This is a genomic window from Acinetobacter sp. YH12108 (genome assembly GCF_013419055.1).
Lineage (GTDB): Bacteria > Pseudomonadota > Gammaproteobacteria > Pseudomonadales > Moraxellaceae > Acinetobacter.
The window spans coordinates 147,290-164,979 of the sequence record NZ_VPAW01000001.1; the positions used below are offsets into that span (position 1 = coordinate 147,290).

General features: G+C 43.6%; 12 protein-coding genes. 1 reads left to right on the plus strand and 11 read right to left on the minus strand.

All coding sequences use genetic code 11. From position 1 onward, the window contains the following. Nucleotides 1-28: 28 nt before the first annotated feature. From FTU46_RS00825 to FTU46_RS00875, 11 genes are all read right to left on the minus strand, one after another. A complete protein-coding gene (locus tag FTU46_RS00825) occupies nucleotides 29-622 on the minus strand; it encodes a LemA family protein (protein WP_218945690.1) in 594 nt (197 codons plus the stop codon). 270 nt (nucleotides 623-892) lie between these two features. Next, nucleotides 893-2,314, minus strand: coding sequence for an FAD-dependent oxidoreductase (locus FTU46_RS00830; protein WP_180002733.1), 1,422 nt, complete (start codon nucleotides 2,312-2,314; stop codon nucleotides 893-895). A 72-nt stretch (nucleotides 2,315-2,386) separates the two neighbouring features. Then, nucleotides 2,387-6,862, minus strand: a complete 4,476-nt coding sequence (gene gltB / locus FTU46_RS00835) for a glutamate synthase large subunit (RefSeq protein WP_180104195.1) — start codon at nucleotides 6,860-6,862, stop codon at nucleotides 2,387-2,389. A gap of 450 nt (nucleotides 6,863-7,312) precedes the next feature. Next, nucleotides 7,313-8,164 carry a hypothetical protein gene (locus FTU46_RS00840; protein ID WP_179992175.1) on the minus strand — a complete coding sequence of 284 codons (852 nt, stop codon included), beginning with the start codon at nucleotides 8,162-8,164 and terminating at the stop codon, nucleotides 7,313-7,315. 12 nt (nucleotides 8,165-8,176) lie between these two features. Beyond that, complete coding sequence (aroB, locus tag FTU46_RS00845) at nucleotides 8,177-9,256, minus strand: 3-dehydroquinate synthase (protein ID WP_180104158.1); 1,080 nt, start codon at nucleotides 9,254-9,256, stop codon at nucleotides 8,177-8,179. Nucleotides 9,257-9,284: 28 nt separating this feature from the next. Continuing rightward, nucleotides 9,285-9,821, minus strand: a complete 537-nt coding sequence (gene aroK / locus FTU46_RS00850) for a shikimate kinase AroK (protein ID WP_005233593.1) — start codon at nucleotides 9,819-9,821, stop codon at nucleotides 9,285-9,287. Between the two features lie 36 nt (nucleotides 9,822-9,857). After that, entirely contained in the window at nucleotides 9,858-11,981 is a 2,124-nt protein-coding gene (gene pilQ / locus FTU46_RS00855; RefSeq protein ID WP_180104196.1) for a type IV pilus secretin PilQ family protein, read from the minus strand. Between the two features lie 61 nt (nucleotides 11,982-12,042). Next, nucleotides 12,043-12,570 carry a pilus assembly protein PilP gene (locus FTU46_RS00860; RefSeq protein ID WP_034169727.1) on the minus strand — a complete coding sequence of 176 codons (528 nt, stop codon included), beginning with the start codon at nucleotides 12,568-12,570 and terminating at the stop codon, nucleotides 12,043-12,045. Beyond that, nucleotides 12,570-13,286, minus strand: coding sequence for a type 4a pilus biogenesis protein PilO (locus tag FTU46_RS00865; protein WP_180002740.1), 717 nt, complete (start codon nucleotides 13,284-13,286; stop codon nucleotides 12,570-12,572). Before FTU46_RS00865 ends, FTU46_RS00860 begins: the two co-directional genes overlap by 1 nt. Continuing rightward, the gene (locus tag FTU46_RS00870) at nucleotides 13,283-13,921 is read right to left on the minus strand and encodes a PilN domain-containing protein (protein ID WP_179992180.1); all 639 of its coding nucleotides are present in this window, start codon (nucleotides 13,919-13,921) and stop codon (nucleotides 13,283-13,285) included. Before FTU46_RS00870 ends, FTU46_RS00865 begins: the two co-directional genes overlap by 4 nt. Next, nucleotides 13,921-14,979: a pilus assembly protein PilM gene (locus tag FTU46_RS00875; protein WP_180002742.1), complete on the minus strand. Its 1,059-nt coding sequence runs from the start codon at nucleotides 14,977-14,979 to the stop codon at nucleotides 13,921-13,923. Before FTU46_RS00875 ends, FTU46_RS00870 begins: the two co-directional genes overlap by 1 nt. Before the next feature lie 166 nt (nucleotides 14,980-15,145). Here FTU46_RS00875 and ponA point away from each other — a divergent pair, with 166 nt between their 5' ends. Further along, nucleotides 15,146-17,674 carry a penicillin-binding protein PBP1a gene (ponA, locus tag FTU46_RS00880; RefSeq protein ID WP_180104159.1) on the plus strand — a complete coding sequence of 843 codons (2,529 nt, stop codon included), beginning with the start codon at nucleotides 15,146-15,148 and terminating at the stop codon, nucleotides 17,672-17,674. Nucleotides 17,675-17,690: the final 16 nt, after the last annotated feature.

A 17,690-nucleotide genomic window follows, 5' to 3' on the forward strand; every position in this document is an offset into this window, starting at 1 on the left:
CTTATTAGCAGATTACCCAAGATCAGGCTTATTCAAATGAAACCTTAGGTGCCTGTTGCGCACTCTGCTCTGCACTAAAGTTTGGTTTGGTATCCATCCCAATAACTTTGGCCGTCATCACCTGCGGGAACTGACGTGCATAAGAGTTAAAATCTTGTACAGTCGTAATATAACGGTTACGCGCTACCGCAATACGGTTTTCAGTACCCTCAAGTTGTACCTGCAGATCACGGAACTGCTCATTAGCTTTCAAATCAGGATAATTCTCGGTTACGGCCAATAAACGCGATAAAGCACTAGTCATTTGTGCCTGAGCTTCCTGATAACGCTGGAACAGTTCAGGATCTTCCAGCACTTCACGATCGACTTTCAAACCTGCAACATTAGCGCGTGCCTGAGTCACTTCAGTCAATACCTGCTCTTCATGCGCCGCATAGCCTTTGACAATATTCACCAAATTCGGCACCAAGTCAGCACGACGCTGGTACTGGTTTTGCACTTCAGACCATGCCGCAGTCACAGCCTCATCCTTGACTTGTAAGGTGTTATAGCCACAACCTGTAAGCGTCAGGGTACTGGCTAACATCAGAGCAATGAAAGATTTTTTTAATACAGGGATCATCTTTTATCCTCAATTCTTTATTGATATTTATTTAATTAATTTGATTTTAAACATATTTTTCCTGGTTTTTGTTAATTTTTATAATTTTTTACTTTTATCGTTTTTATTCCTTCTGTTCTGCTTCAGAGCTACGAATTAATATTGGATATATCTATAAGTTCAAATTCATATTTTATAAGCTCATAGGATTAAGCTAACCAAATATTCAAAACAAAGAAAAATAAAAAAACCCGCCGTAGCGGGTTTTTTTAAATAGATGATTAAATTAGATTAAATATCAAGATAATCCAGAATACCTTCTGCAGCCTGACGACCTTCCCAGATCGCAGTCACGACTAGGTCAGAACCACGGACCATGTCGCCACCAGCAAAGATTTTTGGATTCGAAGTCTGGAATTTGTATTGCTGCTGTTCAGCTGCAAGTACGCGACCAGAACCATCCAGGTTGATTTCTACATCAGTGAACCAGTCTGCTGGGCTGGTACGGAAACCAAATGCCAGCAATACTGCATCTGCAGGCAGAATTTCTTCTGAACCTGGAATTGGTTCCGGGCTACGGCGGCCACGGCTGTCTGGTTCACCCAGTTGAGTCGTTACCACTTTTACGCCAGTCACTTTGCCATTTTCACCCACGATTTCGATAGGCTGACGGTTGAACTGGAATTCCACACCTTCTTCACGCGCATTTTTTACTTCACGACGTGAACCCGGCATGTTCGCTTCATCACGACGATAAGCACAAACTACTGACTCAGCACCTTGACGGATTGAAGTACGGTTACAGTCCATCGCGGTATCACCACCACCCAAGACAATCACTTTTTTGCCTTCAACGCTGATGTATTCGGATGGATCTTTTTCCCACCCCTGGCAACGGTTCACGTTAGCAATCAGGAAATCCAGTGCATCATACACTCCATCCAGATCTTCACCAGCAAAGCCACCTTTCATATAAGTGTATGTTCCCATACCCATAAAGACAGCGTCATAGTCAGCAAGTAACTGGTCGATAGTAACATCGGTACCAATTTCAGTATTCAGACGGAATTCAACACCCATACCCGTGAAAATTTCACGGCGGCGTTTCATCACGTCTTTTTCCATCTTGAATTCTGGAATACCGAAAGTCAGCAGACCACCAATTTCAGGACGTTTATCAAATACAACAGGTTTAACACCATTACGTACCAGAATATCAGCACAGCCTAGACCCGCAGGACCTGCTCCAATGATAGCAACCTTCTTGTCAGTCCATTTCACATGAGACATATCTGGACGCCAGCCTAAAGCGAAAGCGGTGTCATTGATATATTTTTCAGCATTACCAATGGTGACTGCACCAAAACCATCATTGAGGGTACAAGCACCTTCACACAGACGGTCTTGAGGACAAACACGACCACACACTTCTGGCAAAGTATTGGTTTGGTGACACAATTCTGCTGCTTGGAAAATACGGCCTTCTGCCAGTAACTTCAACCAGTTTGGGATGTAGTTATGAACCGGACATTTCCATTCACAGTACGGGTTACCACAACCTAGACAACGATGTGACTGATTTGCAGCCACTTCTGTTGTGAAAGGTTTATAAATTTCCACAAATTCTGCTTTGCGGACGTCAATCTCTTTTTTCTCTGGATCTTGGCGTGCGACATCCAGGAATTGAAAGTCATTATTTAGGCGCTCTGCCATCTCTCTCTCCGTGGGTAGACCCAAGGCTTTATTCGCATTACCTTAGGTCTGCCTATATCTGCAGTAGTGGAATTATTGTGGATCAGCTTGAGTTGTTTTCAACAAGGTCAATAAGTTAGCTGCTTTTGGTTTTACCAGCCAGAACTTACGACTATAGAAATCAAACTCATGGCGGATCTTGTACGCCCAAGCACTACCTGTTTCTGCAATATGTTCATCTAAAATGCGAAGCAAGAAGGTCTGATGTTCTTCCATCGCTTCAGTTGAGATACGGTTCAGTTCAATCAACTCGTGGTTATAATGGTCAACGAAGTCATTGTCCAGATCAAGCACATAAGCAAAACCGCCAGTCATACCTGCACCGAAGTTATGGCCTACTTTACCTAGAACAGTCACAATACCGCCAGTCATATATTCACAGCAGTGATCGCCTGCACCCTCAATCACGGCGAAGGCTCCTGAGTTACGTACCGCGAAACGCTCACCCGCAGTACCCGCAGCAAACAATTTACCACCAGTCGCACCATACAGACAGGTATTACCAATGATCGCAGTATTTTGAGTCTGGAATGGCGAACCTTTCGGTGGGAAAATCGAGATACGACCACCTGCCATACCTTTACCCACGTAGTCGTTCGCATCACCTTCCAGTTTGAGATGCAGACCACCGGCATTCCAGACACCGAGTGACTGACCCGCTGTACCAGTCAGATTTACTTTAACCGGATGTGCTTCCATACTCAGGTTGCCATAACGTTTGGCAATTTCACCTGACAGACGTGCACCAATCGAACGGTCACAGTTACCTACGGTAAAGCTGTATTCACCACCTGTACCTGCTTCGATCGCTGGCAGAATTTCTTCTACCATCTTCTCAGCCAGAATACCTTTATCGAATGGTTCATTACCCTGTACTTCACAGTACTGTGCTTTACCTTCTGCTGCTGGATGTGACTCTAGCAGTTTGCTCAGGTCAAGGTGAGCATGTTTGTCAGTTTCACCTGGCAGGATTTCCAGTAAGTCGGTACGACCAATCAGGTCTTTCAGGCTAGATACGCCAAGTGCCGCCAACCATTCACGAGTTTCTTCAGCAATGAAAGTGAAGAAGTTGATCAGCATTTGTGGTTCGCCGATGTAGTGCTCTTGACGCAGATGATCCTGCTGAGTCGCAACACCGGTCGCACAGTTATTCAAGTGACAGATACGCAGATATTTACAACCTAAGGCAATCATTGGAGTCGAACCGAAGCCGAAGCTTTCTGCACCCAAGATCGCTGCTTTTACGACGTCTAGACCAGTTTTTAAACCACCATCAGTTTGAACGCGTACTTTGCCACGCAGGTCGTTTACACGAAGTGCTTGATGCGCTTCACTTAAACCTAATTCCCATGGAGAACCCGCATGGTGAATCGAAGACAATGGAGATGCTGCTGTACCACCATCATAACCAGAAATGGTAATAAAATCGGCATAAGCTTTTGCCACACCTGCTGCAATCGTACCCACACCCGGTTCAGATACCAGTTTCACCGATACCATCGCTTGTGGATTAACTTGTTTCAAGTCAAAGATCAACTGCGATAAATCTTCGATCGAATAGATATCATGATGTGGTGGTGGTGAAATCAGAGTAACACCCGGAACTGAATAACGTAAACGGGCAATCAAGCCATTCACTTTACCACCTGGCAACTGACCACCTTCACCTGGTTTTGCACCTTGAGCTACCTTAATTTGCAGTACTTCTGCTGATGTTAAGTACGCTGGAGTTACACCAAAACGTCCGGATGCAATCTGTTTGATTTTCGAGTTACGGATGGTGCCATAACGCGCTGGATCTTCACCGCCCTCACCAGAGTTAGAACGACCACCGATGGTGTTCATGGCAATCGCAATGGCTTCGTGTGCTTCAGGAGACAATGCACCCAAAGACATACCCGCAGAGTCAAAGCGAGGCAGGATATCTTCTACAGATTCAACCTGTTCCACTGGAATTGAGTTGTCAGTTTTCAGCTTGAATAAGTCACGGATGGTTGCAATCGGACGATTATTTACCAGCTCTGCATATTCTTTAAAGTCAGCATAATTACCAGAACGTACTGCTTTATGCAGTGAATTAATCACGTCCGGATTAAATGCATGGTATTCCTTGCCGAAGACAAATTTCAGCATACCACCCTGATCGATTGGCTTACGGTTTTTCCATGCCAAATCTGCCAGTTGCTTCTGGTCATTTTCAAGGTCAGCAAAAGTTGCACCCTGAATACGGCTCGGAACACCTACGAAGCATTTGTCCACGACTTCATTAGATAGGCCGACTGCTTCAAACAGCTGACCGCCACGGTAAGAAGCTACAGTTGAAATACCCATCTTAGACAGGACTTTCAGCAGGCCTTTTTCAATCCCCTTACGGAAATTGTTTTGTGCATAGACTGGATCACCCAGCAATTCACCTTTAGCAACCAGATCATTGATCACGTCATATGCTAAGTATGGATAAATTGCTGTCGCACCAAAGCCAAGCAGAACGGCAAATTGATGTGGATCACGTGCAAAACCGGTTTCAACAATCAGGTTGGCATCAGTACGCAAACCAGTATTAATTAGATGATGGTGTACTGCACCAGTGACCATCACAGCATTGGCTGGCAGGTAGCCTTCACGGATTTTCTTGTCTGAAAGTACCAATAAAGTTTTGCCGTCACGAATCGCTTGCGCTGATTCTTCGCAAATACGAGCAATCGCAGCTTCTAAGCCTTCAGTTTCAGCATAGTTCAGATCAATATCCGCAATCTCATAACCTGTACGACCTAGCGTACGGATCTGATGCATTTTTGAATTAGACAAGACCGGACTTGAAATAATCAGACGGTCTGCATGTTCTGGACCCTGTTCGAAAACATTCTGTTCACGCCCTAAACAGGTTTCCAGCGACATCACAATCGATTCACGTAATGGATCGATTGGCGGATTCGTTACCTGAGCGAACTGCTGACGGAAATAGTCTGATACATGACGTACCTGACGTGACAGCACCGCCATTGGGGTATCATCACCCATAGAACCGACAGCTTCCTGACCGCTTTCAGCGATTGGACGCAGCAACTGGTCACGTTCCTCGAAAGTCACCATGAACATTTTCTGTGCCGCTTTCAGGTTGTCACCTTTCAAGCCTCGCTCACATAGATATTCTTCCAGCTCAGGGCTACCTTGTAAACGTACAGCATTTTCACGTAACCATTCACGGTACGGACGCATACGTTTCAGGTGATTATTCACATCCTGAGTATCTAGTACTTTACCGGTATAAGTATCGATCACCAGCATTTGGCCAGGACCTACACGTCCTTTAGAAATGACATCTTCAGGTTCATAACCCCATACACCGATTTCTGAAGCCAGTGTGATGTAGCCATTTTTAGTGATAACCCAACGTGCCGGACGCAAGCCGTTACGATCCAGCATACAGATCGCATGACGACCGTCTTGGATAACTAAACCAGCAGGGCCATCCCATGCTTCCATATGTTTAGAGTTGAACTCATAGAATGCACGTAAATCAGTATCAAGCGTTTCAACGTTCTGCCAAGCAGGTGGAACCAGCATACGTAGCGCACGGAACAGATCCATACCACCACCCACGAGGATTTCCAGCATATTATCCAGACTAGATGAATCTGAACCAGTACGGTTTACGATTGGACTCAGCTCAGTCAGACCTGGCAGTAACGGGTTTTCAAATTTAGGCGTACGCGCCATTGCCCAGTTACGGTTAGCCGTAATGGTATTGATCTCACCATTGTGTGCCAGGTAACGGAATGGCTGAGCCAATGGCCAGCGTGGCAATGTATTGGTAGAGAAACGTTGGTGGAAGACCACGATATGTGATGCCAGACGCTCATCAGCCAGGTCAGTATAGAAGTCAGCAATAGCTGCTGGCATCATCAGACCTTTATAGCTGATTACAGTTGAGCATAGGGTCGTCACATAGAAGTATGGATCACTGGTTAACTGCTGTTCAGCACGACGACGCGCAAGGAACAATTTACGGTTGAATTCAACTTCAGTCACACCGATTGGGCAGTTCACGATGACCTGCTCAAAAGCCGGCAAAGACTGCATTGCAATCTCACCGAGCGCATCATTATTCGTCGGTACAACACGCCATGCGATAACGCGACAGCCTTCTTCTTCAATTTCTTTCGTCAGGACTTGTTTTGCATGTGCGGCTAATGCTGGATCCAGATTCAGGAATACTGTACCCACAGCAAAAATCTCACTTAAGGTAATGTCACTTAAGCGTTTGGCCTCTTCACGGAAGAATTCTTTAGGCATTGCCAGCAATAGACCACAACCATCACCGGTCTTGCCATCAGCAGCAATACCGCCACGGTGGGTCATACAACTTAGACTATGAATTGCGGTCTTGACCAGATCATGACTGGCATCACCCTGCATATGGGCGATCAAACCGAAACCACAGTTATCTTTAAACTCATCCGGTTGGTATAAACCTTGAGCGGGAGCTACATTATTAGGCGATGGCATGTGCATAGCGTACCCTTCTTTTCACTAAGCCCGATAGGCTATTAAACAATCTAAATTCTGCTGTGCGTGACTGTCTGATTTACTCGGCAAGCTAAGCAGCTTTATAGAGCAAAATATCATTGAGTATCTTTTCAACATAATCCTTTTTCAGACGGAATGCATGAAAAATAACATTCATTTTGCTGATGGATAAGATAAAAATAAGCAACAAAGATGACAATTACGCCTATTCATCGAATCATTTTCGCGCCAAAACAGGGAGATTAATTCAATTCATGCACCAATAAAGCAAATTTCATGCCAACTTAAGGAGCAAAAATCAAAACAACACAAATGACAAAGATTTAGCCTACAAAAGAAAAATTATGATTATTTATGGTGCGTATTTTTTGCACCAAAAGCGCACATTTATAATAAAGATAAAGTGTCCGTGCGCTATTTTAGACCGGCCTAGTTAAATGGATCACTAATCTCGTTTTCTTGAGGTCGAGAATTGCCATTTGATGAGCGCGGACTTCCTTCGACATGACTTTGAGATTTCTGTACATCTACTACATTACCTTCCTGATCACGTCGAACAATCGTGGTACTCGTGGTGCTTTCTTTAGGGGTGACCACAGGTGCTGAAGGTTGAGCTTTCGGTCTTATCTGTACGGATTCATCGACTTTCGGTAAAGGTACATTTTTCAACTGAATTTCATAAAGTTTTTGATTACTTGCCAGTTCTTCCGAACCCATACTGTTGACTAGACTGGCATATTGTTGCATGGCCACAACTTTAGGCTGGACGGATTTAGGCAGATTCAGATTGAGCACTGATAAAGCCTGTTGAGCTTCTGCTGCGGTTTTATACAGACCATATAACAATACATATTGTTCAGGCTGGTTCTCACCCGAAAGCCTTAAATAAACAAAAGGCTTACGATCCTGCTGCTTTTTCAGGAAGGTTTTTAGAATGGCTTCATTACCTACACGAAATAGCTCAATCGCATGCTGTTTCTTTACTTCACCAATATATTTGGTTCCGCGGAATTCAGGCTCATGACTAACATTGACAACAATCCGAGTATTGAGAGCAAGAGGCTTAACCTCATCAGAAAGTGCACCAAGATGGGTCATTGAGGCCACTTTTTCTGGTTGAATCTGTAATTCAACTTCCGTTTCCGGCTTCTTCTCTACTTCTACCACTTCATCTGTATCGGTAATAGCCCAAAAAACCAAGGCAGCAAATAGACAGCATACGCCACAGACCAGCCAGAAATAATGCTGAATCTTTTGCCAAGGGGTACGTAATGCTGTCATAAAAATTTAAACCTATGCCTGATGAGCTAAAATCGCCTGTTGCATCAACTCGACATCAAAGTCTCGAGTAATGACCGCTTTTCCAAGTTGCTGCAATAATACAAGACGAAGCTGCCCATTTAAAACTTTCTTGTCGTGAGCCATGTAAGCCAAGAAATCGTCAAGTGGGATTTTAGGACAAACAATAGGTAATTGCGCACGAGAAATGATTTTTTTTGTACGCTCAAGGTCTTCTAATGAAATCCAGCCCATGCGATGGGATAAATCTGCTGCCATCACCATACCGGTTGCTACCGCTTCTCCGTGCAGCCATTCACCATAACCCAGATAAGACTCGATCGCATGACCAAAAGTATGACCGAGATTAAGTAAAGCACGCTCACCCTGCTCTTTTTCATCATTCGCTACAATACGAGCTTTATGCGCACAAGAACGATAAACCGCTTCGGCCAGCAATTGCTCATCACGAGCAATAAGACCTTCCATATTGGCTTCTAACCAGACCAGAAAATCTTCATCTCCGAGTAAGGCATATTTAATCACTTCAGCCAAACCGGCAGATAGCTCACGATCTGGCAGCGTAGATAGCTGCGACATATCTGCCAGCACCACTTGTGGCTGCTGGAAAGCACCAATCATGTTTTTACCCAGTGGATGATTAATGCCGGTTTTACCCCCAACACTGGAATCTACTTGAGACAGCAACGTCGTTGGCACCTGAATAAAATATACTCCACGCTGGAAACAGGCAGAAGCAAAGCCGGCCATATCTCCAATAACACCACCACCGAGTGCCAGAACTGTACAATCGCGGTTAAAACCCGCCTCAAGCAATGCATCAAAAATTAGGTTTAGATGCTCAATATTTTTGTATTTCTCACCATCCGGCAAAATACAGGTCGCCACAGTTTTACCCAAATTTTCCAATGCAGCCTTATAGCGATCCAGATAGAGTGGTGCCACCGTATCATTACTGACAATCATCACCTGCTTGCCATGAATATAGGGCTCAAGCAATTCCTGAGGATTCAAGTTACTGCCAATAAAAATAGGGTAACGACGTTCACCGAGTTCGACATATAAGGTTTTCATGAAGGAATGACCACTTTTTCAACTGAACTTATTTTTTCGGAAGGATGAGATTCAGAATACGCTGCGCCAGATCTCGTGCAGCTCCCTGATTGGTCTCAATAATGTAATGTGCGACTTCCCGGTACAACGGATCCCGCACTGCAAGCAGATCTCTAAGTTTCTGTTCAGGATTTTCAACTTGTAACAAGGGACGGTTTTTGTCGCGATAGGTTCGCTGAAGCTGAATTTCAACTGGAGTGTAAAGATAAACAACGATGCCTCGCTGCTTTAAATAATCCCGATTAGGAGCCTGAGTAATTGCACCACCACCAGTCGCAAGCACCAGCTGTGGACGTGAGGTTAACTCATCAATTACAACAGTTTCACGATGACGAAAACCCTTTTCACCTTCTTTTTCGAAGATCCAGGGAATTGTAGCTCCTGTTTTCCGCTCAATTTCATGATCGCTGTCCAGAAATTCTCGTCCTAACAGTTCTGCTAAATGTCGTCCTACTGTTGTTTTACCGGCCCCCATCGGCCCTACCAAATAGATATTTGGCAGGGTTTCAAACTCTTTGCTTGGCAAGGAGTCACCTATTCATTTTGTTAAATTCAAAATATATTAATGATTTCTTGAAACACTGTCATTAACAATTCGAGGTGTAACAAAAATCAGTAACTCACGTTTGTTGTCCGCTTTTACATCTTTACGGAACAAACGGCCTAAATAAGGTAGATCGCCCAAGAAAGGAACTTTAGTTTGTGCATTTCGAGTTTCTTGCTCAAAAATACCCCCTAACACTACTGTTTCACCATTATCAACCAGTACATTAGTATTGATCTGGTTTTTATTAATGGTTAACTGTCCAGTGGGTGTCGGATTCCCTGGTGAGTCACTGGTAATATTCAACTCCATCTGTACCTTACCATCTGGAGTAATACTTGGTGTTACATCTAAACTTAAAGTTGCATCAATAAATGATGTAGTCGACACTGCATTAGCACCACCACCTTCTGCAGACTGATATGGAATTTGCGAACCGGAGGCAACGGTTGCTTTTTGTTTGTCAGCAGTGAGCACTTTTGGCGTAGAAATCACTTCACCATAACCATCTGCCTGTAGCGCAGAAAGTTCAAGATCCAGCATAAAATCTGATAGGCTAATTAAGCCAAAAGCAATACGGCTTGCACCTTGACTAGTGACACCTAAATCCACATTCAGGTTATCTGGTCTTTGAATTTCATAGGTCCACCCCCCTCTTTCACTATCAAATTCAGGCTCCCTCAAATCCCAAAGAGTCGTATCACTACCACCAACAAGAAGGTGATTATTATTGGTAATCCCTTGAGACAGGATTCCCCATTTCACTCCCATTTCTTTGGTAAAGTCTGTGGTTGCACGAACGATACGCGCCTCAACCATCACCTGTTTCACTTGTACATCCAGCAGATCGACCATATTACGAATTTTATCGATAAAAGGCTGGGTATCATTCACAATAATGGTATTGGTACGAGCATCAATAGAGATAGAACCACGTGAACTTAGTAAACTTTCTCTATCATCACCGTTACTTGTGCTATTCGAGCTCCCTGATCCTGATGCACTCTTATTTTGAGTAATCAGTTTTTCAATATCTGCTGCTTTTGCATAACTGAGCTGCATATATTCAGTTTGAATTGGTGCAAGCTTAACACTCTGTGCTAGTGCTTTCGCTTCTTCTTCTTCGGCCTTAATTAGTTCTGCCACTGGTGCAATCCAGATCACATTACCATTACGACGTTTATCCAGATTTTTGGTTTTTAATACAATATCTAAAGCCTGATCCCAAGGCACTTCTTTGAGGCGTAAGGTAATATTACCCTGTACGCTATCTGCAGCAACCATATTGATATCGGTAAAATCGGCTAATAATTGTAGAACTCGACGAACTTCAATATCTTGGAAATCGAGGGAAATTTTCTTGCCTGTATAAGCGACTGATTTAGGACGTAATGGACCCTTAACTTCTGGACGCTTCAAACTAATCGTCAGCTTATTATCCGTCTGGAAAGCCATATATTCATAACTTTCTGCAGACTGAATAGTAATTACACCTGAACCATTTTGATTGACTGCATCTACGGTTGAAACAGGCGTGGCAAAATCATTCACATTCAAACGTCGGGTCAAATGTGCCGGAATCTTGGAGCCCAGAGTCCGCACAATCACTTTGGTTCCCTGCTGCTGTACATCGACTGGTGTGTTCTGACCTGCCAGATCAATTACCACCAGTCCTTCACCTTGCGCACCCCGCTGGAAACCAATATTAGTAATCCCCTGAGCGACCTGCTGTTGTACAGGCTGAGCAATAGCGACTGGAGTGGCAGAATTAATTTTTAAAATAAAGGTATTGCCTTCCACACGCGTTGTAAATGCACCTGCATTAGCAAGATTCACTGTCAAACGAGAACGCTGTGCATCCGAGCTAACATCCACTGAACTAGCTTCAGCAGTTGCGACTGGAATACTAGACTGTTTTAGATTTTGTTGTGCCTCATTAAAATCCAGAATCAGGCGTGATGGAGATTCAAGCTGATAAGCTTGAGGCTGAGGTGGCAGACCGTTAAACATCACCCGGATTTCAGTTCCCTGTCCAGGAATCTGCATTGGCACCACATTGGTCATTGAAACTTGCGCACTCGCTGCTTGCATCACAGCAATCGCGACAGCCCCCATAGAAAACTGACGAAACACATGATTCATTGTATTAGCATCCCCAAAAATAAATTCTTTAATACTCTTATTCATTTTTATTCCTTAAAACTTATGGCGCTGGCCCAATCAAAACCAGACTTCGTGGTCGTTCCACATATCCCTCACGGCCATCTGGAATAATCTCAATCAAGTCAATCTGTGTCGGCGTAATTCTCGTTACACGACCATGATTAAGTCCCATATAGCTGCCACGTTGTATCCGTTCAATTTCCCCATCAGGCGTTTGAATTAGAGCCAGAATCTGCCCCGCCTGATTCCGCATACTGCCTTTCATGCTTAAGGTCTCTAGTGGATAACTCTCTAAAGGCTGTAATTGGCGTGACAAGTTCGGATAAACTCGCTTACCTGCCATAATTTTCAATTCAGCCGCTAAAGAACTCGGCAGAAAAGGACTTTTCAGCTGATGAGCTGCATAATTAAACATTTCTGTCGGAATAAAATCTGGTGCCGGCTCAATCGGTAATGGCGGTTGATTGCGAATATTGGCCATTTCCTGATTGACTGCATCAATTCTTGATTCACAGCCCACCAATAAAAATCCGAGCGTTAAAGCTGAAGTAATTTTAATGATATTCATTACTGAGCTCCCTGCATATCAGTTGTAGCCGGAGTAGATGAAGCATCTGCATTACCTACATACCGATAGGTTTTTGCTTTTACCACATAATCAATGACAGGAATTTCAGATTTCTTTTCTTTATTTTCAGTTCCTGTAATGATGAAGTCATGCAGTGTAACGATGCGCGAAAGCCCTGCAATACTGCTCACAAAAGAACCAAAGGCATGATAATCCCCAGTGGCTTCAATCGCGATTGGCTGTTCAATAAAGAATTCCTGCTTGATTTCAGGTTCAAGACGAATATTCTTAAATTTCAGTCCAGAGTTCACTCCACTCAAGTTAATATCTTCCACCAGACCTGGAATTTCAGTTTCTTTCGGCAATTGTTCCAATTGCTGATTAAAACGTGCTTCCATCTCCTGCAACTGAATCTGATACTGCTGTAAATTACGCAGCTTGGATTCCTTTTCCCGGAATTCATTTAACAGGTTTTGTTCTTGAGCACTGGCTTGTGAAATTGCTTCTATCTTGCCGCGAATAAACCCGAAATACCCCAGCATAAAAACCAGAATAACAATAAAGATCCAGCAGGTAATTTTGACTGATAATGGCCAGCTACCATAATTATTTGGATCTAGTGTATTGAATTGTTGAAAGAATTTTTCAACTGTCATTTTTTTTCTAGGAACAGCCACTACGTCTTGGCTTAATTCATCGAATCCGTCATTACTCATGATGATGCCTCCGCTGTAGTTGTGGCTGGTGTTTGTCCTTCTTTAAGTGTTGGCTCAGCGATTTGATCCAGATCAACCGTGACCGTAAAGCTGCCATAAGATTCTTCTACTCTAGGAATCACTGAGGATGGCGCTTTATCTTTTGGCTCTTCAGCAACCAGAAAAGCATTCATAAATGCATTACGATACCAGGTGGAAGCTTCCAGATTACGTAGCAATTCAGCCACTGTATTCGGACTTTCTGCCTTACCTTCAATGGTGAATTTATCGCCGGTACGCTGAAATTTTGTAATGTACATATTGCCTGGTGTGACCCGTACAATTTCATCAATCAGGTGAACTGCAATCGGCCGTTGAGTCTGTAAACCCTGAATCAGCTTCATACGTTCAACAATTGCATTACGCTGGTCTTGTAAACCATCCAATGCTTTCAGCTGTACATCCAGATTCTGGTTAGTACTGACCACCAGCTGGTTGGCCTGTTCCTGATCCTGAAGTTTTTGATCGTAATAGAACCAGGTTGAACCTGCTGCTGCCAATCCTAGAAAAAGTGCCCCTGCGCAAATCGCTACAAATTCATTATTTCTTTTAATTCTTAGCTCATCGCGCCAAGGGAGTAAGTTAATCTTTGCCATTAATCAAAACTCCTCAATGCCAAACCACATGCAACCATGAGTGAGGACGCGTCATTTTCAATTTTTTTAATATCAATTTGAGGAGAAAAGCCCATTTGCAGGAATGGATTGGCAATCGTGACCCGGTAGCCGAGTTTTTGCTGTAATAGTTTTGCCAGACCTGGAATATTGGCATTCCCCCCTGCCAATAAAATATGGTCAATCTCGTTAAACTGAGATGAAGAGAAGAAGAACTGTAATGAACGCGCTGCCTGCTGCACGACTGCATCCAGGAAAGGTTCCAGCACTTCGATGTCATAATCATCCGGTAAGGCACGGGTTTTTTTAGCACGCCCTGCTTCCTCAAAAGACAATCCATAACGGTTCTGGATTTCCTGAGTCAGCTGTTTGCCACCAAAAACCTGCTCACGGGTATAAATGATCTTGTTATTTTGCATGACGGATAAGGTCGTCATACTATGACCAATATCCAGGATCCCGACAGTATTTACCCCCATCGGTAAGGTATCCGAAAACACCTTGAATGCATTTTCTAATGCAAAACTTTCGACATCTGCAATTTTTGGATTGAGGTTGGCAATTTGCAGTACTTCAGAACGCGCTTCAACATTTTCGATTCGGGTCGCTACTAACAGGACATTGACCCGGTTCGGATTGGTTAAACGGTCTGGCAGAACTTCAAAGTCCAGACTGGCTTCATCAAGTGGGAAAGGAATATATTGTTCGGCATCTTCACGAATCTGAATTTCACGTTCATCATCCGACATATCGGCATCCATTTCGATGATCTTGGTGATGACCATAGAAGTTGGAATCGCAAAGGCTGACTGACTGGACTGGGTATTGGCCAAATTAATCGCACGCCCCAACGCATCACCCACCGCTTCTGGATTTAAAATATTTTTTTCAACGACACTACTTTCTGGTAATGGGACTAAAGCATAACTTTCTACCCAGTACCGACCGTTCTTTACAGAGAGCTCTAAAACTTTAACAGAAGTCGAACTAATATCGACTCCTATTAACCCCTTATTTGGCTTACGATATAACCTGCGCACAATACAATTCCTATTATTTTTTTATCCCCAATAAAAACAAACTCACCAATCTGTGCCGGCCTATAATTTTATACAGATACAATAACTCATCTAACAATATGTATATCTAAAGGATATACTGACCGGTAATTAGTTTGCCATTAGCTCTTATTAAAACTTACTTGTTATGAAAAAGCTATCTTGTTCAGGCCTTGTTCATCCATTTTTTTTGATCATTATCATTATTTTGATCTCAATTCCGATGGGTTTCTATGGCATGTATCTCTATATTGCCCCATCTTTGCCTGAAATGTCTACGCTTAAAAAGGCACCTTTATTAAAGCCTTTACAAGTTTTTAGCTCAGATAATGAGCTCATTGCAGAGTATGGTGGCAAGCTTTCTGTTCCTGTGAATTATGAACAGATTCCGAAAGAATTTATTCACGCCTTCCTCGCTGCAGAAGATTCCAGTTTCTTCGAACACAGCGGGATCAGCTTTAAAGGCTTAGGACGTGCAGTCAGTGAAACTATTACCGGCTCTGATGTACAGACTGGCGGTTCGACCATTACCATGCAGGTCGCCAAAAACTACTATTTAAGTCCCGAACGTACTTTAAAGCGTAAGCTGACTGAAATTTTCCTGGCACGTAAAATAGAACAGAATTTAAGTAAAGAAGAAATTCTGACTTTATATGTCAATAAAATTTTCCTAGGAAAAAACGCTTATGGCATCGCGGCAGCAGCGAAAATCTATTACAACAAAAGTTTAGATGAGCTTTCGATTGCGCAAATGGCAATGATTGCTGGCCTACCTAAAGCACCTTCTCGTTATAATCCGGTGGCCAACCCTAAACGTGCATTAGAACGCCGTAACTGGATTTTAGGTCGCATGCTGCAATTGGGGTATCTGAATCAAAGCCAATATCAGGAAGCCATTGCTGAACCGATTAACCTGGATATGCCTGACCGCAGTACGCGTAACAAATTTCCCTACGTCGGTGAAATGGTTCGCTCCGAACTAGTAGAAAATTTTGGTGAACAAGCCATAGATTCAGGTTATAAAGTCTACACGACGATCCACAGTGAACGTCAGGCTTATGCTGAACAGGCAGTTCAGGATGGTTTAGAAGCTTATGACCGCCGTCATGGCTGGCGAGGTGCTGAAGCTCACGATCAGCCCCTGCAAAATTTCCGTGTCTATGCCAACACTTACCCTACTGAAGTGACCAAGGTCAATAATAATAGCTTTGAAGCGTTGATGCAGGATGGTACAACCGTAACTGTGCCTTGGTCAGGCATGTCCTGGGCCCGTCCTTATCGTAGTGCAGATAGTGTAGGTGCTGCACCAAGCAGAGCTTCACAGATTGTTAAAGTTAAAGATATTGTTCGTTTAAGACCTAACGAGAATAAAAGTTCCTGGGCACTGGTACAAACGCCTCAGGTACAGGGCCAATTAATTGCATTAAACCCGAATAATGGTGCGATTGAAGCCATTGTCGGTGGTTATAATTTTTATCAATCCAAATTTAACCGCGCGACTCAAGGCTGGCGTCAACCGGGTTCAACTATTAAACCCTTCGTTTACGCTCTGGCTTTAGAACGTGGTATGACTCCACACACCATGGTCAATGATGCACCGATTACTATTGGTAAATGGAGTCCGCGTAATTCGGATGGCCGTTATTTAGGGATGATTCCTTTACGTCGTGCTTTATATCTGTCACGTAACACGGTTTCAGTACGCCTATTACAAACTGTTGGTATTGAGCGTACACGTCAGTTATTTATGGATTTTGGCTTGCAGGATAACCAGATTCCACGGAACTATACCATTGCTCTAGGTACACCTCAGGTTTTACCAATCCAGATGGCCACTGGTTATGCTACGTTCGCCAATGGTGGTTATCGGATTCAGCCACATTTTATTACGCGTATCGAAGATGCCTATGGCAAGACTATTTTTGAGGCTAAGCCTGAATATGCCTGCATCTCGTGTATTAATGCCCAGGAAGAAAGTCCTCAACCAACAGGCGCACTCACTCCTGATGATGAAGCCATTGAAATCAATAACAAAACCTTAGCACAGAAACCAGAGACACCAAAAATCTCGGCTGAAGACAGTAATTACCGTCAGGCAGAACGTATTCTAAAATCTAGTTCTGCTTATGATATGGCCAATATCCTGCGTGATGTGATTCAGCATGGTACGGGGCGTGCTGCTTTAAGAATTGGTCGTAGTGATATTGGGGGTAAAACCGGTACCACCAATGATGCCAAAGATGCCTGGTTTGCAGGTTTTAATGGCAAGCTAGTCACCGTTGCCTGGGTCGGTTTCGACCAGCCAAAAACTTTAGGTCGCCGTGAATACGGTGGCGTGGCAGCCTTACCAATCTGGACCGACTTTATGGGTAATGCCTTAAAAGGTACACCAGAAGCTTGGGTTCGCCTGGATCGTAATGCTAAAGCACCTATTAACCGTAATAAAGTAGTGCAAGGTGAGCAGGAACAGTATGATCCGTCTTCTCCACCTTTAGCGACGCCTCTATATCGCCCTGCCCCGGTTGTAGCACCTAAACGACAAAGCAATGATTTTGAAGATTTGCCTGATCAGGAAATCCGCATACCGGATGATGAAAGAGTGGCGCCAAGAGACCAGCCACTACAACCAAATCGGGTGGTGGATCCTTTGGAAAACTTGATTGAAGAAATTGAATAATCTGAACCAATAAAAA